The 19,332-nt window shown below is 71.8% G+C and carries 19 protein-coding genes and 1 pseudogene; 9 read left to right on the top strand and 11 right to left on the bottom strand.

Annotated features, from left to right (window positions below):
• The first annotated feature begins 40 nt into the window (after nucleotides 1–40).
• Entirely contained in the window at nucleotides 41–2,389 is a 2,349-nt protein-coding gene (locus ABGB14_RS41885) for an MMPL family transporter (protein WP_347649437.1), read from the top strand.
• Here ABGB14_RS41885 and ABGB14_RS41880 read toward each other — a convergent pair.
• From ABGB14_RS41880 to ABGB14_RS41870, 3 genes are read right to left on the bottom strand one after another with little or no spacing between them, the layout of a single operon-like run.
• On the bottom strand, nucleotides 2,367–3,284 hold the full coding sequence (locus ABGB14_RS41880; RefSeq protein WP_347649436.1) for an alpha/beta fold hydrolase: 918 nt from the start codon (nucleotides 3,282–3,284) through the stop codon (nucleotides 2,367–2,369). The two genes, ABGB14_RS41885 and ABGB14_RS41880, sit on opposite strands and share 23 nt — an antisense overlap.
• A 7-nt stretch (nucleotides 3,285–3,291) precedes the next feature.
• Nucleotides 3,292–4,338, bottom strand: coding sequence for an NAD-dependent epimerase/dehydratase family protein (locus tag ABGB14_RS41875; protein ID WP_347649435.1), 1,047 nt, complete (start codon nucleotides 4,336–4,338; stop codon nucleotides 3,292–3,294).
• A complete protein-coding gene (locus ABGB14_RS41870) occupies nucleotides 4,335–5,966 on the bottom strand; it encodes a fatty acid CoA ligase family protein (protein ID WP_347649434.1) in 1,632 nt (543 codons plus the stop codon). Before ABGB14_RS41870 ends, ABGB14_RS41875 begins: the two co-directional genes overlap by 4 nt.
• A gap of 85 nt (nucleotides 5,967–6,051) precedes the next feature.
• Between ABGB14_RS41870 and ABGB14_RS41865 the strand changes: the two genes are divergently transcribed.
• Nucleotides 6,052–6,252: a hypothetical protein gene (locus ABGB14_RS41865; protein WP_347649433.1), complete on the top strand. Its 201-nt coding sequence runs from the start codon at nucleotides 6,052–6,054 to the stop codon at nucleotides 6,250–6,252.
• A 9-nt stretch (nucleotides 6,253–6,261) separates the two neighbouring features.
• On the opposite strand, the gene ABGB14_RS41860 is transcribed toward ABGB14_RS41865, so the two are convergent.
• Genes ABGB14_RS41860 through ABGB14_RS41850 form a run of 3 tightly spaced genes read right to left on the bottom strand, consistent with a single transcriptional unit; the run spans nucleotide 6,262 to nucleotide 8,347 of the window.
• Nucleotides 6,262–6,858 (bottom strand): hypothetical protein, encoded by a 597-nt coding sequence (locus ABGB14_RS41860; protein WP_347649432.1) that lies wholly within the window; start codon nucleotides 6,856–6,858, stop codon nucleotides 6,262–6,264.
• Between the two features lie 14 nt (nucleotides 6,859–6,872).
• The gene (locus tag ABGB14_RS41855; RefSeq protein ID WP_347649431.1) at nucleotides 6,873–8,102 is read right to left on the bottom strand and encodes a beta-ketoacyl-[acyl-carrier-protein] synthase family protein; all 1,230 of its coding nucleotides are present in this window, start codon (nucleotides 8,100–8,102) and stop codon (nucleotides 6,873–6,875) included.
• Nucleotides 8,099–8,347 (bottom strand): acyl carrier protein, encoded by a 249-nt coding sequence (locus ABGB14_RS41850; RefSeq protein WP_347649430.1) that lies wholly within the window; start codon nucleotides 8,345–8,347, stop codon nucleotides 8,099–8,101. Before ABGB14_RS41850 ends, ABGB14_RS41855 begins: the two co-directional genes overlap by 4 nt.
• Before the next feature lie 228 nt (nucleotides 8,348–8,575).
• Here ABGB14_RS41850 and ABGB14_RS41845 point away from each other — a divergent pair, with 228 nt between their 5' ends.
• From ABGB14_RS41845 to ABGB14_RS41825, 5 genes are all read left to right on the top strand, one after another.
• Nucleotides 8,576–9,136 (top strand): hypothetical protein, encoded by a 561-nt coding sequence (locus ABGB14_RS41845; protein ID WP_347649429.1) that lies wholly within the window; start codon nucleotides 8,576–8,578, stop codon nucleotides 9,134–9,136.
• 297 nt (nucleotides 9,137–9,433) lie between these two features.
• Complete coding sequence (locus tag ABGB14_RS41840; RefSeq protein WP_347649428.1) at nucleotides 9,434–10,708, top strand: extracellular solute-binding protein; 1,275 nt, start codon at nucleotides 9,434–9,436, stop codon at nucleotides 10,706–10,708.
• Between the two features lie 225 nt (nucleotides 10,709–10,933).
• Nucleotides 10,934–11,362: a hypothetical protein gene (locus ABGB14_RS41835; protein WP_347649427.1), complete on the top strand. Its 429-nt coding sequence runs from the start codon at nucleotides 10,934–10,936 to the stop codon at nucleotides 11,360–11,362.
• Nucleotides 11,363–11,573: 211 nt separating this feature from the next.
• Nucleotides 11,574–12,215, top strand: coding sequence for a cysteine hydrolase (locus ABGB14_RS41830; protein ID WP_347649426.1), 642 nt, complete (start codon nucleotides 11,574–11,576; stop codon nucleotides 12,213–12,215).
• A gap of 195 nt (nucleotides 12,216–12,410) precedes the next feature.
• A complete protein-coding gene (locus tag ABGB14_RS41825; RefSeq protein WP_347649425.1) occupies nucleotides 12,411–12,908 on the top strand; it encodes a hypothetical protein in 498 nt (165 codons plus the stop codon).
• 63 nt (nucleotides 12,909–12,971) lie between these two features.
• Here ABGB14_RS41825 and ABGB14_RS41820 read toward each other — a convergent pair whose 3' ends face one another.
• A complete protein-coding gene (locus ABGB14_RS41820) occupies nucleotides 12,972–13,697 on the bottom strand; it encodes an alpha/beta hydrolase (RefSeq protein ID WP_347649424.1) in 726 nt (241 codons plus the stop codon).
• Between the two features lie 138 nt (nucleotides 13,698–13,835).
• Between ABGB14_RS41820 and ABGB14_RS41815 the strand changes: the two genes are divergently transcribed.
• A complete protein-coding gene (locus ABGB14_RS41815) occupies nucleotides 13,836–14,684 on the top strand; it encodes a helix-turn-helix transcriptional regulator (RefSeq protein WP_347649423.1) in 849 nt (282 codons plus the stop codon).
• 228 nt (nucleotides 14,685–14,912) lie between these two features.
• Here the strand turns inward: ABGB14_RS41815 and ABGB14_RS41810 are convergent, their stop codons facing one another.
• Both ABGB14_RS41810 and ABGB14_RS41805 read right to left on the bottom strand, forming a co-directional pair.
• On the bottom strand, nucleotides 14,913–16,211 hold the full coding sequence (locus ABGB14_RS41810; RefSeq protein WP_347649422.1) for an aspartyl protease family protein: 1,299 nt from the start codon (nucleotides 16,209–16,211) through the stop codon (nucleotides 14,913–14,915).
• A 439-nt stretch (nucleotides 16,212–16,650) separates the two neighbouring features.
• The gene (locus tag ABGB14_RS41805) at nucleotides 16,651–17,820 is read right to left on the bottom strand and encodes a transposase (protein ID WP_347649421.1); all 1,170 of its coding nucleotides are present in this window, start codon (nucleotides 17,818–17,820) and stop codon (nucleotides 16,651–16,653) included.
• Between the two features lie 39 nt (nucleotides 17,821–17,859).
• On the opposite strand from ABGB14_RS41805, the pseudogene tnpA reads away from it, so the two are divergent.
• Nucleotides 17,860–18,245 (top strand): annotated as a pseudogene (gene tnpA, locus ABGB14_RS41800) (IS200/IS605 family transposase).
• Between the two features lie 213 nt (nucleotides 18,246–18,458).
• Here the strand turns inward: tnpA and ABGB14_RS41795 are convergent.
• Together ABGB14_RS41795 and ABGB14_RS41790 are read right to left on the bottom strand one after the other, a co-directional pair.
• On the bottom strand, nucleotides 18,459–18,908 hold the full coding sequence (locus tag ABGB14_RS41795) for a DUF3052 family protein (RefSeq protein WP_347649420.1): 450 nt from the start codon (nucleotides 18,906–18,908) through the stop codon (nucleotides 18,459–18,461).
• Nucleotides 18,909–19,087: 179 nt separating this feature from the next.
• Nucleotides 19,088–19,332 (bottom strand): hypothetical protein (locus ABGB14_RS41790; protein ID WP_347646470.1); only part of this gene is annotated, 245 nt, incomplete at its 5' end.

Here is a 19,332-nt window from a genome sequence, read left to right as displayed (position 1 = left end):
CCGCAGGTTCCGGGCGGCGGGAGGAGGAAGAGGAGCGCTCATGCCGGTTGGTGTCCGTCGCCGCCGTTCCCGCCACGGCGGCGCGGCCGTCTCCCCCACCGGCCTCTCCCCCGGACCTTCCGGTTCTCAGCCGGACGATCCCGGCGCCGGCTCCGCCGCGCTCGGCAGGCTGGGCCGGGCGGCGGCCCGCCGTGGACGGCTCGTCCTCGCGGTGTGGCTGCTCCTGGCCGCAGGGTCGGTGATGCTGCTGCCGGGCCTCATGCAGCGGCTGGCTCCGCCCTCGCTGGAAGTGCCCGGCTCCAGGTCCGCGGCGGCCGCGGCCATGATCGCACGCGGGCTCCCTGAACTGGGCGAGGAGCAGATGCTGCTGGCCTTCTCCTCGGCGCGCCTGGACGCGGGCGAGCCGCGCTTCCAGCAGGCGATGGCCGCCACGGTGGACGCGCTGGCCGCCCGCCCGGACATCGGCGCGCTGCTGCCGCTGCCGGAGATCGACGGCGGGCATCCCCGCCACGCCTACGTTCTGGCCGGCGTGCACGGTGACGAACTCACCCGTCAGCGGAATCTGCCCGCCCAGCTCGCGAGCGCGCGGCAGGCGGCCGGGGACGCGTCGGCGGGCGCGGTCGGCGTGACCATCCTCGGCGTCAGCCGCGCCTTCGGGCAGATGGCGCACACCGACATGGCCGACCTGCGGACGATGGAGGCCGTGACCATCCCGGTGGCGGCGCTGCTGCTGGTGCTCGGGCTGGGGACGGTGGGCGCCGCGGTCGTGCCCCTGGTGGTGGGCGGTGCGGCGATCACGACCGGGGCGGGCGCGCTCGCGGTGGCGGGCACGCTCGTGCCCGTCGACTCGACCATGCTGACCTACACGGTCACCATGTCCCTGGGGTTGGGGCTGGACTACACGCTGCTGATCCTGCTGCGTTACCGCCAGGCCCGTCGCGCGGGTCTGGCGCCCGCGGTGGCGGCAGGACGCGCCGCCGCCACCGCGGGCAGCACGGTGGCCTGGTGCGGAGCCGTCGTCGCCGTCACCTCCTGCGCGCTGCTGGTCGTCGGCGTCCCGTGGGCGCGTTCCCTGGCGCTGGCGGGGATGCTGGCCGCGTGCGTCACCCTGGCGGCCGCGCTGACGCTGGGCCCCGCGCTGCTGGCCCGGGTGGATCGCCGGCTGGAGTGGGGCAGGGTGCCGAGGTGGCGGGCCGGGCGCGGAGCGGAGCGGCCCGCGTGGGCGCGCGGTGGCGAGCATCTGACGAGGCGGCCCGCGTGGCTGCGCGGCGCGGAACATCTGATGAGGCGGCCAGGCTGGTACGCGGTGGCGGCCACCACCGTGCTGCTGCTGGCCGCCGCGCCGGTGCTGCATCTGCGGCTCGGGCTGCACTACGACCGGGGCGCGCTGGCCGGCACCGACATCGGCGCGGGCCTGGCCGAGCTGGAGCGGGACGGGGTGGCCGGGCTGACCGCGCTGGCGCTGCCGCACCCGGACGGCGCCGCCCCGGTGGACACCTTCGCCTTCGGCCAGGCTCTGCGGGCCGACCCGCGGGTGTCGGTGGCCACCGTGCTGGACAACGGCAGGGATCTGACGGTGATGCTGGTCGCCGGCAGGCCCGCCCCGGACAGCGACGCCGGCGCCGCCTTGCAGCAGGACGTGTACGCCCTCGCCGGGCGCCTGCTGCCCGCCGGTCAGCAGGTGCTGGCCACCGGGCCGGCGGCGCGGCTCGCCGACCTGGCGGAAGGCGCGCTGGGCGGACTGTGGCGGGTGCTGGCGGTCGTGCTGCTGGCGTCGTCCGCGCTCCTGCTGATCGTCTTCCGCAGCCTGCTGATCCCGGTGAAGGCGCTCGCCATGAACCTGCTGTGCGTCTGTGCCGCCTTCGGGCTGCTCACCGTCGTCTTCCAGGACCTGGGCGGGCAGGGCGCCGACATCAACGTGCTGTTGCCGCTGGTCGTCTTCACCATCGTCTTCGGCCTGTCCCTGGACTACGAGGTCTTCCTCGTGCACCGCATCGCCGAGCACTACCGCCGCGGCGGCGACAACACCGCCGCCGTCCTGCACGGGCTGCGGCACACGGCGCGTCCCATCACGCTGGCCGCCGCCATCATGGCCGTCACGTTCGGCGGCCTGATGTTCACGCGGCGGCTGGACTTCCAGCAGGGCGGGTTCGCGGTGGCGGCGGCGATCGTCATCGACGCGACCATCATCCGGATGGTGCTGGTCCCGTGCCTGATGCGGCTGCTGGGGCATCGCAACTGGTGGCTGCCAGGAACGCGGGTCAGTGCCCGGTCAGGGCGGCCCGGGGTGAAGGGGCCCGGCGCAGGGCGTCCGGTGGGAAGCGTCCGGGGCGAGGACCCGCTGGACGGCGTCCGGTCCGGGCCGGTCAGCGGCGCAGGAAGGCGCTGATGGCGGGGACGAGCCGGTCGTGGGCGTCTTCGAGCACGTAGTGGCCGGCATCGCGGAAGGCGTGGATCTGGGCGCGGGGCAGGCGCCGTCGCCACTCGCGCAGCATGAGCGGGTCGAACACCGGGTCGCGCATCCCCCAGCCGATCAGGACGGGCCGGTCCGCGAAGCCGGCCAGGCACTCCCCCGCCCGCACCAGCAGCGGCCAGGATCGGTGGCCGGGGCCGAGCGGGATGTCGTGCACGAACCGCTGGACGGCCAGCCGGTTCCCCTGGCGGTCGCCGGGGGCCAGGAAGGCGGCCCGCACGTCGGAGGGCAGCCGGTTGCGGACCCCGAACGGCGGCAGCGTGGCCAGGCGGGCGAAGGCGTGGTGGCGCAGGAACAGCCGCTCACCCAGGCGGGTCTCACGCAGCAGCCACAGCGGCAGCCGCAGCGCCGGCCGTACCCTCGGGCCGTGCGGGTTGGGGAATGCGGCGCTGTTGAGCACGACCAGCCGGGCCACCCGGCCGGGGTGGCGGCCGGCCCAGGCCATGCCGATCGGGCCGCCCCAGTCGTGCACCACGAGCGTCCAGCCACGGTCCGGTGCGCCCCGCTCGGCGACGAGGTGGGCGGTGAGCGCGTCGAGGTCGTCCACGCGGGAGGCCAGGGTGTGGGGATAGCGGTCCTGGCCGGGCTTGTCCGACAGGCCCATGCCGATGTGGTCGGGCGCGACGCAGCGGTGCTCGCCGCGCAGCGCCTCGATCAGCCGCCGCCACAGGTAGCTCCACGAAGGGTTGCCGTGCAGCATGAGCACGGGCGCCCCGTCGCCCTCGTCCAGGTAGTGCTGGCGCAGCCCGTCACGGGCGAACCAGCGGGAGACGAAGGGGTAGCCGGGCAGGCGCGGGACGTGGCCGGGCATCGGGACCTCAGGGCTGGATCGGTGGTACGGGCGGGCGTGCGGCGCGATCGCCGTCCGGGTCCGCGGCGTGGGCGGACAGGTGGGCGGCGAGCCTGGCCAGGCCCTCGGCCGTGCTGACGCGCGGCACGTAGCCGAGATCGCGGCGGGCGGCAGAGACGTCGAACCAGTGGGAGGTCGTGGCCTGGACGGCGGCGATCCGCGTGACGGGGGGCTGCGAGCGCGTGCGGGCGAGCCGGTAGCCGTATTCGACGACCGCGGCTCCCATCCGGGCCACGCCGGCCGGGACGTACCGGGTCACCGGCGGCAGGCCGGCCGCGCCCAGCAGGCCGTTGACCCAGGCGGCGACCGTGATGGGCTCGTCCTGGGTGATGAAGTAGGCGCGGCCGGCGACCGGCGATCCCGGGGCGAGCACGTCCAGGGCGAGCAGGGTGGCTTCGGCCGCGTTGCCGACGTAGACCGTGTCGATGCGCTTGCCGGGGGCGCGTGGCAGGACGAGCCGGCCGCGGCGGGCCTGGGCGACGAGCCTGGGCAGGAAATGCGGGTCTCCCGGCCCCCAGATGAGGTGCGGGCGCAGCGCGACGGTGGCCAGCCGCTCGTTGCCGGCGGCCAGCACGATCCGTTCGGCGATCGCCTTGCTCGCCGGGTAGTGGGCCAGGAAGCGGCGGGCGTAGGGGGCCGACTCGTCGACGCCCTCCAGGTCGCCTCCGTCGTGCACGACGCTGGGCGAGGAGATGTGCACCAGCCGGGTGACGCCGGCCCGCAGGCACGCCTCGATCAGGTTCGCCGTGCCCGCCACGTTGATCGACCGGTAGGCGTGGGCCGGTCCCCACATCCCGGCCAGGGCGGCGCAGTGCACGACGGCCTCGCAGCCGGCCACGGCGGCGCGTACGCCGTCCGGGTCACGGATGTCGGCGGCGTGCTGGACGACGCCGAGCGCGTCCAGCTCCGGGTGGCCGCGGCGGCCCAGCGTCGAGACGTGCTCGCCTCGCGCGGCCAGCAGCCGGCACACGGCCTGGCCGAGGAATCCGCCGCCGCCGGTCACCAGCACCTTCACCGCCCGTCACCGCCCAGCTCGCGCGCGGCCCAGCGGGCCAGCAGCGGGCGGCGGATCTTGCTGGCGTGCCGGACGTCCATGGGGAAGCCCGGGTGGGCCAGCACGTGCCCGATGCCGCCGATCGCGGCGGCCCGCACCCGTTCGACGATCTCGCGACGCTCGCGCCCGGGGGTGCCCGGCTCGCACTCCACGCACAACACCGGGCGCTGGCCGCCCGGCGGCCCCACGCCCACCAGCGCGCTGCGGTGCACGCCCGGCAGCGCGTTGACGATCGGCTCGACCTGGTCGGTGTACATCTCGCCGTCGGCGGTGCGCACGCGTTCGCTCTTGCGTCCCGCGAACCACAGCCGCCCCCGCTCGTCCTGCCAGCCGAGATCCCCCATGCGGTGCACCGGCTCGCCGTCGTCGTCGATGCGGGCCAGCGCGCTCTCGCGCGGGCGCTTCAGGTACGGGTCGCTGACCGCGGGGCCGGCCACGGTGATCTCCCCCACGGTGCCGGCCGGCACCACCAGATCGTCCGACCAGCGCGGGATCGCCTCGTCGGTGATGCCGATGACGCGGACCCGGTTCCCGGGCAGCGCCGAGCCCAGGCAGGTGCCGGCGCCGCGCGCGGTGTCCGCCGCCGTTCCCGCGAGCTCGGCCGCGTCCGCCACGGCGACCAGCAGGCATTCGGTCGCGCCGTACACCGAGCGGACGTCGGCGTGCGCGGGCAGGCACCGCTGGGCGCGCCGCAGCACCGAGAAGGGCAGGGGCGCGCCGGCGGTGAGCACGATCTGGAGGCTGTCCAGGACCTGCCCGTGGCGCGCGCAGTGACGGGTGAGCCGGTCCAGCAGCGCGGGCGCCGCGAACAGGCCCCGCACGCCGTGGGCGGCGATGGAGGCGGCCATGGCGGCCGGGTCGGTGCGTCCGGGACGGCGCAGGTCGAGCCGCGGGATGACCGAGGCGCACCCCATCGCCGGCGCCGCCACCGCGAACGGCAGGAAGGTCGAATACACCGTGGCGCCCGGCTCGAGCGCGCCCAGGTGCGCCAGCAGCTCGGTCTGCCCGGCCAGGTGCCGGTGGCGGTAGGGCACTCCTTTCGGCACGCCGGTGGAGCCGGAGGTGAAGGCGATCAACGCCAGATCGTCGGCGTACGGCGTCCGTGGGCGCGCCGCGGCGACCGGCGGCGTGCCGGCGTGGAGGCGGCGGATGCGGGCGAACCACAGGGCGGGCGTGGCGAACGTGACGGTGGCGGTCACGCTGCCGCGTGCCCAGCCCAGCAGGAGCCGCGCCAGATGAGCGCGCGGAACCGCGATGAACGCCTGGACGGCGGCCTCCTCGAGGCAGGCGCCGATGGCGCGCGCCCCGAGTCCCGGGTCGATCAGGACGGGTACGGCCCGCAGCCGGAGCAGCGCCAGCACCACCGCGACCAGGTCCCGGCCGGGCGGGATCATCACCGCGGCCCGCGTCCCGGCCGTCACCCCGGCGCGGGCCAGCCTGGCCGCCGCCTCGGTGATGAGCTCGTCGAGCCGCCCGTAGGTCAGCTCCTCGGCGCCGCGACGGCGATCGACGCGGCAGGCGACCGTGCCGGGCCGGGCGCGCGTCCAGTGTTCGGTCATCGCCACGACGTCGAAGAGCGGGGTGGTCACGCCTCACCTCTCACAGCTCGTTCTGGATCACTACCGTATGGTAACTCTACGTAGCAGAACATTACTTACAGTGAATGGATTCGCCATGCGCCGCCTCATCACCGTCCTCGCCTCCACAGCCGCAGGAAGCGCCCTCCTGGTCGTCACGGCAGGGCCCGCCCTCAGCGTCTCGATCATCGACTGCATGCTCGGCACCGGCGTGGTCCTGCCGAGCCCGACCAGCACGAGCCGCATGACCTGCTACGGCGGCACCTTCCACGGCTCCCCCGTGAGCGGGATCGCCTGACGGGCGGGCTCAGCAGGGCACGGCTTCCAGGAAGGGCATGGCCTTGGGCAGCCCGCCGCCAGGGAACCGCAGAGCGGGCGTCACCCCAGGCGTCACCACTGGCGTCACCACTGGCGTCACCACTGGTGTAACCCCCGGCTGGGACGGCGTTGGCTGGGGCGGCGTTGGCACCCCGACGCGCGGCGCCGCGCCGGCGGCGCGACTGACGACCAGACCCGGCGCGACGATCCTGGCCCAGGCTCTGGCGATGGCGTCGACGGGAACGTTGATGCAGATCTTGCCCTGCCCCACTTCCAGCCCCTCTTCCTGATCACCGGGCAGGGCATCGGGCGGGGCGTCGAGCGGGGCATCCGCCGACGGGAGCCCGGTGCCGGCGACGACAGGCCGGGGCGTCGCGGCGGGAACACCGGCGACGACCGGACCGGCCGGCGAGGGCACGATGCCGGGAACACCGGCGGCGACCGGTGAGGGCGTGGCGACGTCGGCGGCGACCGGACCGGCCGGCCCGCCGGCGAGCAGGACGGCGAGCGGGAAGGCGGACAGGACGGCGAGCGGGAAGGCGGGCAGGACGGCGGCGGTGACGCCGGTGAGAGCGGAGATGCGCACGACAGGTCCTCGGGTCAGCACGGCGAGAAGATCAGGGCGGCGTTGTGGCCGCCGAAACCGAAAGAGTTCGACATGACCGGCCGCGGCGTCATGGGCCGCACCCGGTCGACGACATCGACGTCGCACCGCGGGTCCACGTGCTCGAGGTTGGCCGTGGGCGGGATGGCACGTTCCTGCAGCGCCAGCACGGCCGCCACGGCCTCGATGGCGCCCGCGGCGGCGATGGCGTGCCCGGTGACCCCCTTGACCGAGGTGACCGCAACTTTCGCCGGGCCGAACACCTCGTTGATCGCCTGGGCCTCGGCCACGTCGTTGAGCGGTGTGCCGGTGCCGTGCGCGTTGACGTGCGCGATCTCCTCCGGGGCCAGGCCCGCGTCGGCGAGCGCGGCGCGCATGCAACGGGCCGCCCCCTCGCCCTGCGGCGACGGCGCGGTGAGATGGTGGGCGTCGGAGACGGAGGCGTAGCCGGTCAGCTCGGCGTAGACATGGGCGTCGCGGCGCATGGCGTGTTCGAGGTTCTCCAGGACGACGAACGCGGCGCCCTCGGCCAGCACGAAGCCGTCCCGATCACGGTCGAAGGGCCGGCTGGCACGCTCAGGCGCGTCGTTGCGCTGCGACAGGACCTGGCAACGCCGGAAGCCCAGCAGCACCGTCGGAGTGATACAGGCCTCCGCTCCACCGGCGATCGCCACGTCGGCGTGCCCTCCGCGCACCAGGCGGCCCGCCTCGCCGATCGCGTGGGAGCCTGAGGCGCAGGCCGTCTCCACCGACAGGCTGGGACCCTGGATGCGGTGGTGAATGCTGATCGCGGCGGCCGCCGAGTTGTGCATGGCCATCGGCACGCACAGCGGGCCCGGATCGCCGCGTCCGGAATGCTGCCCTCCGAGCATGACCGCCTCGTCCGTCATCCTGCCGCCGAAGCAGGTGCCGGTCACCACCGCCCGGCGCTGCGGCGGCGCTCGCAGGGCGCCCGCGTCGGCCAGAGCGTCGGTGGCGGCGCAGAAGGCCAGCTGAGCCATCCGGTCGAGCCGCGACGCCTGCTTGGCGGGCAGGTACGCCTCCATGTCCAGGTCGGCGATCTGGCAGGCGAAGCCGACGCCCAGCCCTTCGGTGTCGAACGAGGTGATCGGGCGGGCGGTGGACCGGCCGGCCAGCAGCGTGTTCCACACCTCCTTGGGGTGGGCGCCCGCCGGAGTACGCACCCCCAGGCCGGTCACCGCGACACGAACCCCGGGCACGCTCACACCGATCCCCTCAGCAGCAGGCGGGCCCTGGCGATCACATCGCCCACGGTCCGCACGTCAGCGAGGGTCTCGCGAGGCAGCGGCCCCCACCTGTCCTCCAAGGCCACGTGCAGCTCGGCCAGATCCAGGCTGTCGGCCTCCAGGTCCTCACGCAGCAGCGCGTCCACGGTCACCCGGCCCGGGTCGACCTTCAGGATCCGCACGCAGTGCTCCCGCACCACGGTCGCGATGTCGTCCTCACCCACGATGAAACTCCCTCCCCCAGGGCACAGTCAGCGCTCGTGCCACCCAGCGTCGCCCATACCGCGACAACTGATCACTTGTGGCACGGCGTGCGCCGTTAAGAAGTCGATCAAGTTTTCCCGCCAGGCGCCGCGCTCGCCGCCCCGCAGCACGCCCCCTCCTATCGTGGGCTCCACCTCAGAAGATCACCGAGCGCCGCACACCGGCCACCACCAGGACAAGGAGACGACATGCCCGTTCACCCGCTCATGCGCGCAGGCGCGGCCACGGCCGCGGCGGTGGCGATGACGACGGCGACCACATCACCCGCCTCGGCCACCACCCGGCAGACCCTGCTCACCTGCCAGGTCTCCACCACCGCCGAACGCCCCATCACGTTCGCCCCGCCGGTCAGGTTCCTGCCGGACACCGTCACCGCCCAGGCCAGGCTCGCGCTGACCGGCTGCACCGCCTCATCGCCCTCGGCCGCCGGGATGCGCTCCGGCGTCATGACCGTGCGCAGCACCGGCCGCGCCTCCTGCGCCGGCGCGCAAGACATACACGGCAAAGGCACCATCACCTGGTACGGCGCCGACGGCCGGCGAGCCGGCGTCTCCACCCTGCGACCATCGATGGAGAAGCTGACCGGCCACAACCCCGGCGACATGCTCCTCAGCGGACGGGTCAGCAAAGGAGCGCTGGCGGGCAGCAAGGTTGCCGGCACCGCCACCCCGACCTCCAACATCAGCATCTGCGCCACCAAGGGACTCAGCACCGTCCACGGCAAAGGAAGGATCACCTTCTTCGCCTGACCACCAGGATCCGGCCGCACGGTGACCCCGCCCCACCGGCACGCGCCGCGCGGGCCAGCCGTCGCCTGCGGCCGGACTCCCCCGCAGCCCTCCGGAAGTCCCCACACCGGCGCCCACCGGACCGCACCGCGCAACACGGCCTGCGGCCCCGAACACCGGCGGCGCTGTGTCGCGAAACCCCCTACCTCCCTTACCGATCATCGCGCTAACGTCAGACCTCAGATCCATGCCACGGGCACCGCAGTGCCGAGAACGTTCCTTCCACCCCCAGCAGAAGACCCCAAGGAGGAAAGAGCCGTGAGCTCTGGCAAGAAGATCTGGTCGGCGGCCCTGCTCGCCACCGCCATGCTGGCGGTCACCACGGCCTGCGGCGGCGGCGAGAGCACCGACGACGAGGTCAAGCTGCGCTTCGCCTACTGGGGCAGTGACGCGCGCCGCGAGATGACCGAAGCGGCGATCGCGAAATTCGAGGCGAAGAACCCGACCATCGACGTCGAGGGCGAGATCTCCGACTTTCCCAGCTACTACGAAAGGCTGGCCACCCAGGTCGCGGGCCGGGACGCGCCCGACGTCATCACCCTGGAAATCCGCGCGCTCCGCGAATACGCCGAACGCGGCGCGCTGGCCGACCTGGCCTCCAAGGTCAGCGCCGCCGACATCGACGCCAAAATACTGGCGACCGGCGTCGTCGACGGCAAGCAGTACGCCATCCCCACCGGCGTCAACTCCTTCGCGATGGTGATCAACTCCGCCCTGGTCAAGCGCGCCAGAGCCACGCTCCCCGACGACAGCTCCTGGACCTGGGAAGACTTCGTCGAACTCTGCTCCAAGGTCACGACCGGCACCGACGGGAAGATCACCGGCACCCAGCTGACCTGGAACCCCGCGTACCTGCAGATCTACGCCGCCCAGAAGGGCGAGCAACTCTACGCCGGCAACAAGATCGGCGTGTCCCCCCAGACCCTCGAAGACTGGTGGGCCATCACGCAGGACCTGATCAGGACCAAAGGCTCCCCCAGCGCCGACAAGAGCTCCGAACTGTACGACGCCGGCATCGAACAGACGCTCATCGGCACCAACACCGGCGCCACGAGCATGATCTGGACCAACGTCCTCGGCGCGGCCGCCAAGGCATCAGGCCAGGAACTCGACCTCGTGCGCATGCCGAAGATCGAAGGCGCCACGACCAGCGGCATGTTCCTGCAGCCGGCCATGTTCTACACCGCCTCCTCCAGGTCGGAGCACGCCGCCGAGGCCGCGAAGTTCATCGACTTCATGGTCAACGACGCCGAAGCCGGCCAGAACATCCTCAGCGACCGCGGCCTGCCCGCCAACGCCAAGGTGCTGTCCGCCGTCAGCGCCAAACTCCCGGAGGCCGACCAGAAGACCCTGGCGTTCGTGAACGAAGTCCGTGGCGAACTGGCCGACCCGCCCGCCGCCCCTCCCAAGGGCTCCAGCGCCATGGAAGGCATCCTCAGGCGCTACTCCGAGGAGGTCATCTTCAACCGGATGCCCCCCGACGAGGCCGCGCAGAAACTCATCACCGAGGCCAACGCCCTGCTCGCCGGCTGACCGCCGCCGCGCACCCCGCCGGCCTGCGGGGCCGGGAGGGTGCGCGGCGATCCAGTTCGACGCGCTCAGCGCACACCGCACCACCCGGCGTGAAGTCGCCTCCTGGGGCCCGGGAGAGCGGGGCGCCGCTCCCGCGCCGCCGAGTCCTCGCGTTGAACCCGCGGCCGCCGGCGCGCGTACCTGGACATGGTCTCTCCACCGCCGGACCCGAGAAAGGTGCGCGAGATGAGGCATCTGCGAATCATTGCGGCATCCAGCCTGACCGTCCTGGGCGTGGGCCTCGCCGTCTTCACGATCTTCGCTCCCGCACCGAGCAGCACCGCGACCGCCCATCACCACCCGACCCGACCCGTCGCGGGCGAACCCCTCCCCGGCGCCGGCCTGGACCGCATCCTCGCCGCCATCGAGTGTGACCGGCCGTCGGTCCAGGTCGATGCGAGCGAACTGCGCCAGGTGTCCTGCCGAACCGGCGCCGGCCGCTACGTCGTCATGACCTTCACCACGCGAGAGAACCAGGACGCGTGGTACGAAGGAGCCCGGGCCTACGGCGGGACGTATCTCGTGGGCGACCGGTGGACCGTCGTCTCCGATCCGAAGCTCCTGGCCGAGCCGCACGCTCGACTCGGCGGCCGCATCGAAAGCCACCAGCACTGATCGTACGGCCTGACCGGTGATGCTCTGTTTTCATCGCTGAATGCGGGAGTCGTTACCAGAGCGGGCGGCTTTACAAAGTAGAGCACAGATTTCCGGGGCGTCCGAGTATGCGGCAAACGGCATTTGAACCGGGCTTACTTGATTCTTGTGAATGATGGGCACAAGCCTGTTCCTGGGTTGCTCTCATCGTCCCAGGCAAGGAGCGGATGTCATGTCCCAGGTGTACGAGCCCCGCCACACGGCCGTGCTGCTGGTCGATCCCTACAACGACTTCCTGTCCGAGGGCGGCAAGGTGTGGCCGCACGTGGAGTCCGTGGCGAAGCAGGTCGGGCTGCTGGACCACCTGAGCTCCGTGATCGCCGCCGCCCGAAGGACCGGCATCCGGATAATGATCGTTCCGCACCGCCGCTGGGAGCCGGGCGACTACGAGACCTGGGATCACCCCAACCCGACGCAACGCGCCATCATGAAGCGTCACAGCTTCGCCCGCGGGACCTGGGGTGGGGAGTTCCACCCCGACTTCCGGCCGCAGCCCGGCGACGTCGTGGCACGGGAGCACTGGGCGCAGAGCGGGTTCGCCAACACCGACCTCGACTTCCAGCTCAAGCAGCACGGCATCACCCATGTCGTGCTCATCGGCCTGCTGGCGAACACCTGCATCGAGTCCACCGGCCGATTCGCCATGGAACTCGGCTACCACGTCACGCTGGTGCGCGACGCCACCGCGGCGTTCCTGCCCGAGATGATGCACGCCGCACACGAGCTGAACGGCCCCACCTTCGCCCACGCCATCACCACCGCCGACGAGCTCGCCGCCGCATGGTGCATCTCGCCGGCCGCCAGGACGGCCTGACCAGTACGTCACCGCGGACGACCGGGCCGTGCGGTCCTGACCGCGTCCGCCGTCGGGACCGTCCGCGGAGACCGGACATCAACCGGACATCGACCGGCCATTTCTTAATATCGGGCGCCTATGTCGGTCCGAGCAGGAGAACGTCGCTAATGTTCCTTCCCGTACATCACCCTGTCCGGCAAGGAAAGATGGACCATGAAGAAGAATGTGCTGGTAGCGAGCGCGCTGACCGCCGCGGCGGCCATCGTCGGAGTCGGCGCGCCCGCCGCTCAGGCGGAGGCCAGGACGGTGCCGCTGGTGCGTTATTTCGACGGGCTCAAGCACTATGTCACCAGCGGCGCCCGGCCTGGCCCGAAATATCGCGAGGAAGGACGGGTGCCCATTCTCACCAAGAAAGAGCCGGGCACCAGGGCCATCTACGGCTGCCTCTCCGGAAACGCGAAGCGCGACCAATTCCTGTCCGGCGCGGCCGACTGCGAGAACAGCGTCAACCCCTCGGCCAAGCGGCACGCCAAACTGCGTACCGAGGGTTATCTCTTCACCAGCCCCGGCCCCGGCAGAAGGGCGCTGTACCGCTGCTACGTCCCGCACACGCAGAGCCACTTCGTCTCGCTGAGGCCGGACTGTGAGTCGAAGCCGCCCACCTCGAAGGTGAACAAGGAGTTCGTCCTCGGATACTTCCCCCACGCATAGGGAGCGCCCCGGCCGCGCGTCGCGCCGTCATCGCCGCGCGGCCGACCGCGGTCAGGAGCCGGGTCAGCCGAGCTTGAGCAGCAGATCGGCGAGCTCGGCCGGCATGGTGATCATGCAGTCGTGGCCCGTCTCCAGTTCCCACACCTGCGCCGGGCTGCCGTTGGGCTGTGTCGCCGGGACCGGCCGCCGCTCGATGCCCTCCGGCACGCCGGCCACGCAGTGGATGTGGGTCCGCGCAATGGTGCGCACGGCCGGGTCGTCCAGCCGGACCGGCTGCTGGAGGCAGAGCACCGGCTGATCGGACAACATCGCCCGCAGCCACGCCACGTCCGCCGGGTCGGTCACCCCGAACAGGCCCAGGGGCGGCGGCAACTCCGGCATCGGCGGGATCCGCCAGGGCGCCGCGGACTCCGCCGCGCCGTCGATGAGGGCCTGGGTCACAGGCTGCACGTCCACCGCGCTCTCGCCGTCCTCCGGGACCATCGCGTCGAGATAGACCAGATGGGAGATCCGATCCGGGATCCGGTTGGCGGCGGAGGAGATGACCAGCCCGGCGTAGCTGTGCCCCACCAGGATCACGTCGGTGAGGTCCTGCTCGATGATCAGCTCGACGACGTCGTCGGCGTGTGTGTCCAGCCCCACCTCGGGACCGAGCAGATGCGCCCTGTCGCCGTAGCCGGTCAGCGACGGCGCCAGCGCCCGGTGCCCGGCCGCGGCCAGCAACGGCACCACCCGTTCCCAGCATTGCCCGCTGTGCCAGGCCCCGTGCACCAGCAAATATGTAGACATGGTGTAGCTCCTTGCCGTGTCACCGCTGTTCGTACGGAGGCGAGGTTTCCGCTTGCCGGCCGGCGGAGCCAGGGTCCCGGCGATCCTGGGGGCGAGGGGACCAGGCACGCGCGAAGGCGCGCGCACTACTGTGGCGGCATGAGCGACGAATCCAACCTCCTGGGCGACTACGTACGCGCCCGCAGGGAGCTCGTCACTCCCGAACAGGCCGGCATCTCCTCGGTGGGCGTACGGCGGGTGCCCGGCCTGCGCCGGGAGGAGGTCGCGATGCTCGCCGGTATCAGCGCCGACTACTACCTGCGCCTGGAACAGGGGCGCGACCGCAACCCCTCCGCCCAGGTCCTCGAGTCCCTGGCCCGCGTGCTGCGGCTCGACGACGACGCGACCGCCTACCTGCTACGGCTGGGGACGGAGGGACCTCGGCGGCGACGGCGGCCCAGGAAGGAGTCCGTTCCCACGGGTGTCGCCAAGCTCGTCGGCACGCTCGCGCTGCCCGCGTACGTGGAGGGCCGCTACTTCGACGTCCTGGCCGCCAACGCGCCGGCGACCGCTCTGTCACCGCGACTCGTGGCGGGGCGCAACCGCCTGCGGGACGTGTTCCTCGACCCCGCCGAGCAGGCCCTGTTCCCGGACTGGAAGGACGCCGCGCAGGGCATGGTCGCCGGCTTCCGCAAGTCCGTCGGCACCGACACCGACGACCCCAGGTTCATCGAGCTCGTCGGCGAGCTCTCCCTCGCCCACCCTCACTTCAGCAGGCTGTGGGCCCGCCACGACGTGAACACGTGCGACGGCGCGTCCAAGCACCTCGACCATCCCCAGGTCGGCGACCTGTGGCTGAACCGGGAGAGGCTGGGGGTCAGCGGCGCGCCAGGTCAGACGCTCGTCATCCTCCACCCGGACCCCGGCACCGACAGCGCCGACAAGCTGGCTCTTCTCGCGTCCATCACGCGCACAGCGGAGACCCCGCCTCGTCCGGACCCGTGCTGAACTGCTGCGCAGCCTCGGCGTGGACGAGCCGGTCGACTCCGCCGCACCCCTGAGATCGCGTCAGGTTGCTCCGGGCGCGTGGAGTGTGCGGCGAACGGCGTCGCGGCCTCCAGTTCCTCTGCCTGGAACCGGAACGAGACGCCCGGCGCCTCCTGCCGGGCCAGGCGCAGCAGTCCGGGGGCCAGCGCCGCACCACGGCGGCGGCTGACGCCCGAGCGGTCACAGTGATCAGCGGGCTTTGCCGCGGGTGACGTAGAGGTTCATGTCGGTGAAGTCGGTGGTGACGGTGTAGGGCTTGTAGAAGCAGTGGGCGAAGTGGCCCAGCACGTCGAAGCCGTGAGGGCTGAGCGGCAGGTGCGGGTCCGAGTAGCAGTAGACGTTTTCGGCGACGGCGTCGCCCAGGCGGAGCTCGTTCGGGTAGCACGGGTAGGCGACGGCCGGCTGGCTGTGGGCGAAAGTCTCGATCGGGCGGTCGTGGTCGACACGGACGTCCAGCAGCTCGGCCGCCGGCCCGTGCAGGCCCGCGGCGATCTCGCCGACGCCGCCGAAGCCCACGCCCAGCACCCGGGTGCCGGAGCCGGCGATGCTGCCCCTGCTGAACGTCTGGTGCTCACGGGCCAGATACAGCGGCAGAGGCTCGGTGCCTGCCCGCACCGCGGCGGCGCGTACCTTTCTGGCCGTTTCGGGGGTCTTGCGGCGCAGGATGAGCGACCGGCCGGCGTAGTCGAAGGTGGGCAGCAGGTGGTAGAAGACCCACATGCCGATCATGCCGTCGCTCCGCGCGTCGACGTCGTCGCCGGACTCCGACTCCAGCCAGGCCACGGGGACGTTGCGCAGCTCCATGCCGCCGACCTCGAACGAGGCCAGCACCCCCACGTTCCGCCATGCGATGCCGCCCAGGTGATCGATCTGCTTCCTGGCCACGGCGCTCACCCCTGCTTCCCTGGCCACCGACGCCGACAAGCTCAGTGCCGGGGCGCCGGTGTAGAACTGGAAGCGCTTCGCCGACCCGCCATTGACCGAGGCTTCGACCAGCGGAAACGGGTCCATCTGCAGCCAGGGCACCTGCGTGGTGTCGCCGTGGATCTGGTACGGCTCGCCGCGGACCGCCGCGAACCAGGTGGCGTTCAGCTCGTTGCCGGCCGCCTTCCAGTGCGGTGCGGACAGGGCGAACTTGTCCTGCCGGATGTAGCAGTCGGCGAGGTACTGGTTGGCCTGCCTGTCGTCGGGCGCCAGCTCGACGGCCATCGTGAGGTATTTCTCGGCCGCCGGGAACCGGTTGGACAGCAGCGCGATGAAGCCGCGCCGGCGGGCCGCGTGCAGATTCGCGGGGTCCGTTCCGAGGATCTCCTCGTACGCGCGGGCGGCCTGGTCGAACTCCCCGGCCTTGAACAGCGCGTCCGCGTCGGCGCCGCGGGCTCGCGCCGTTGCCGTCCCGCCCAGCAGCGGCGCGACGGCGGTGGCGCCGGCCAGCAAGGCGGCACCCCGCAACACCGAACGCCGGTCCCACGCTCCACCATCAGCCAAGGCCCTCTCCTCGATCATCTCAGCTGTGACCTGTGTCCAGCGGACGGTCACAGCGGCCCAGGCGGGGCCGCGGCGCGCCGCCGAGTGTCAACAGCGCACCGCGTGAACTCGCCCGCCGGTCAACTCCACCCACTGTCGACCGGCCGTGTCCCCGCCCGGGCCGCGCCGTGTCATCGTCGTGTCACCGCCACGGCGGAGTGGCCCGCCTGGGCCGGCTCACGGCCGGGCCAGGCGGACGGGGCGGCGCGAGGCTGCGGGGGTGTGCTCTCAGCGCCACTGGTAGCGCGTTTGGGACGATCGGCTACCGGTGGCGAAGGCGAACGCCTTGTCGGGCTGGATCTGGCAGAGGTCAGCTTCTCGGCCGTAAACGACTCTGTTGGCCGGTTACGACCGAGCTTGCAGTTCCTCGCCGTACATGGGGTGCACGGTCTGGTCCGCGTCAGGCAGCGTGACTCACTGCCCAGCCCGTATCACCGCGTGAGGCGATGTTGCGGGCTGCGTTGACGTCGGCGTGCTCAGCGAAGCCGCACGACGTGCAGGAGAAGGTGGCCTGGTCGGGCCGGTTGCGCCGGTCCACGTGCCCGCACTGCGAGCACCGCTGTGAGGTGTAGGACGGATCGACGTAGATGACGGCAACACCGGCCCGGGCCGCCTTGTAGTCGATGAAGCCGCCCAACTGGTGGAAGCTCCACCCATGCAGCGTGACCCGCTGGGGCTTGCGAAGCCGTACCCGCTCGCGGATGCCCTGGAGGTCTTCCAGAGCGATCCCGCGCCCGGTGCGTTCCGCCTCGGTCACGATCTGCTTGGCGATCACATGATTGGTGTCGGCCGCGAAACGGGTCTCCTTGCGGCGACGGCGCTTGAGCAGCCGCTTGGCGGACTTGGTGGCTTTGGCCTGCAACCGGCGGCGCAATGCACGATGCCGGTGCCGCACCGCGTTCAGCCCTTTACCACTGCGCCGGACGCCGTCGCTGGTGGTGGCGATGTTGGCGATGCCCAGGTCCACGCCCAAGAACCCCTCCGGCGCGGCGGCCGGGACGTCGGGGACCTCGATGGTGGCGTGCAGGAACCACGTCCCGTCCCGGCACACCAGATCCGACTCGCCACGGCGGTGGGCGGCCAGCAGGGCCAGGTGCTCCTCTGAGCCGGTGAAGGCCACCCCTTTCAGCCGGCCGACGGTCGTCCAGATCGACACCGTCCGCTGATCGTGCTGCCAGGACAGGCACCGGTCGTCATACGGCTGAGCCGCCAGCGGCCGGAAGGAGACCGGCTTGGCTTCGGCCTTGAGACGGCGCGGGGATCCGGGCTTGCCCAGATTCCCCCCGGCCAGGTTGGCGTGCAGCGTGCGATAGGCGTCGGCGACCTTCTTGATCACATGCTGGGCGGCCTGGGCCGCCAGCCCGAACTCCGCCTTGATCTGATCGTAGGCGTGCTTACGCAGATCGAAGTTACGGAAACACCGCTGTTCGAAGGCGAGGGCGGCGACCACAGTCGCCGCAGCGTTGGCGGCGCGCAGGGTCGCCTCCAACGCCGTCGCCTGCTGCGGCGTCGGCAGGAGCTTCACCTGCACCACCAGTTTCACAATCGAACACACTATCAAGAGGTCCATGTCACCGCCGGTTATCAGGGTGGGGAACCCAACCCCGATATCCGGCAGGGCCGTAGCGTGGTCCGCAGCCTGCATGCGCATTCGGTCTTCACGCCCAAAGACCGGCGCAAGGTGTTCACCGACGAGATCCCGCGCCGCGCCACGAGGACATCATGATCGAGGTGTGCGACAGCTTCGGCGCCACGCTGGCGGAGTTCAACGGCGAACACGACCACCTCAACCTGCTGGTGCACTATCCACCCAAGGTGGCGCTCTCGACTCTGGCCAACTCTCTCAAGGGCGTCTCGGCGCGGCTGCGCGCAAGAAGGTTCCCGGTCCACATCCGCCGGTATCTGCAGGGCGGCCATTTCTGGTCCCCCTCGTATTTCGCCGCGCCCTGCGGCGGGCCACCCCTGTCGATCATCAAGATCAGCGCGCCGTCCTGATGGACAGCCACCTGCACGCCGGTCTCCGCGCCGGTGGCGACCAGCGTGTCGATATGACGCTGGATCCGGTCCTGTACCTCGCTCATCGCATCCTCCCCACTCGCCGGCCACGCGGAGAAATCTTCCGGAGGTAGACGGCCGGCGGAGGGAGAACTCATCGGTCGAACGCGCCGCGGCACACCCGCACGGCGGGCTGCTTTCTCCTCCGGCGCCTCAGCGCCTGGTCCTTCGCCAGGGCGGCCACGTCAGCCTGATCGCCCGCCGGCCGCCACCAAGACTGACGCCGTGGGTCCGGACGAGTCCCGCGGCCGGCACGGATCCGGCGAGCTCATCCGGCAGGACATAGCCGTCATGGCCGGCCTCGGGAGTGACGACCCAGATCCAGCCGGCGTCGGCGAGGTTGCCCATCGCGTCCATGAGGGCGTCGACCAGGTCGTCGCCGCCTCCGTCGCCCGCGCGCCAGCACAACAACACGACGTCGACGACCTCGTCGGCGCTCTCGTCCAGCAGTTCGCCGCCGCACCGTTGTTCCAGCGCGGCTCGGACGCCGTCGAGCCAGGCGGCGGCCTCCGGGGCCGGGTTCCTCGTCTGGACGGCCATCCCCCGCTCGATGCCGAGCAGATCGGCGATGCCCTCCTCCATCGCCTCACCGGGCACCGCCACCGCCTCCTCCCGTGCTGCTCCCGCCGCCACCGTGGTGCCCGCTGGACGAGCCGCCGGGATCGCGGTCGCACGGCTCCGACGGGGCTTGACGCGTCCGTCGCCGCAAGCCTGCATGCCGACGGCGCGGCGTCGGCCCGCGCCGGAAGGTGGTGTTCCGGCGCGGGGCCCGCTCAGCGTCGTCAGACCTCTTCGACGCTGCTCGGCTCGCGCCGGGACAGGTCGATTCCGAGCTCCTCCGCGGCGCGGAAGACGTCCTCGTCGGTGTCACGCATCTCGATGGACATGCCGTCGCTGGAGAGCACCTCGACGTTCAGGCACAGCGACTGCATCTCCTTGATGAGGACCTTGAAGGACTCGGGGATGCCCGGCTCGGGGATGTTCTCGCCCTTGACGATGGCCTCGTAGACCTTCACCCGGCCGAGAA

This window comes from Nonomuraea sp. B10E15 (assembly GCF_039871615.1).
Lineage (GTDB): Bacteria > Actinomycetota > Actinomycetes > Streptosporangiales > Streptosporangiaceae > Nonomuraea.
Note: the sequence above shows the minus strand (reverse complement) of the source record. Positions and strands in the feature narration are given on the sequence as shown.

Bases quoted from the DNA above. Each gene is read 5' to 3' on its own strand.
- ABGB14_RS41885 (WP_347649437.1), top strand. From the start codon at position 41: ATGCCGGTTGGTGTCCGTCGCCGCCGTTCCCGCCACGGCGGCGCGGCC.
- ABGB14_RS41880 (WP_347649436.1), bottom strand. From the start codon at position 3,284: ATGCCCGGCCACGTCCCGCGCCTGCCCGGCTACCCCTTCGTCTCCCGC.
- ABGB14_RS41865 (WP_347649433.1), top strand. From the start codon at position 6,052: ATGCGCCGCCTCATCACCGTCCTCGCCTCCACAGCCGCAGGAAGCGCC.
- ABGB14_RS41845 (WP_347649429.1), top strand. From the start codon at position 8,576: ATGCCCGTTCACCCGCTCATGCGCGCAGGCGCGGCCACGGCCGCGGCG.
- ABGB14_RS41835 (WP_347649427.1), top strand. From the start codon at position 10,934: ATGAGGCATCTGCGAATCATTGCGGCATCCAGCCTGACCGTCCTGGGC.
- ABGB14_RS41830 (WP_347649426.1), top strand. From the start codon at position 11,574: ATGTCCCAGGTGTACGAGCCCCGCCACACGGCCGTGCTGCTGGTCGAT.
- ABGB14_RS41825 (WP_347649425.1), top strand. From the start codon at position 12,411: ATGAAGAAGAATGTGCTGGTAGCGAGCGCGCTGACCGCCGCGGCGGCC.
- ABGB14_RS41820 (WP_347649424.1), bottom strand. From the start codon at position 13,697: ATGTCTACATATTTGCTGGTGCACGGGGCCTGGCACAGCGGGCAATGC.
- ABGB14_RS41815 (WP_347649423.1), top strand. From the start codon at position 13,836: ATGAGCGACGAATCCAACCTCCTGGGCGACTACGTACGCGCCCGCAGG.
- ABGB14_RS41805 (WP_347649421.1), bottom strand. From the start codon at position 17,820: ATGGACCTCTTGATAGTGTGTTCGATTGTGAAACTGGTGGTGCAGGTG.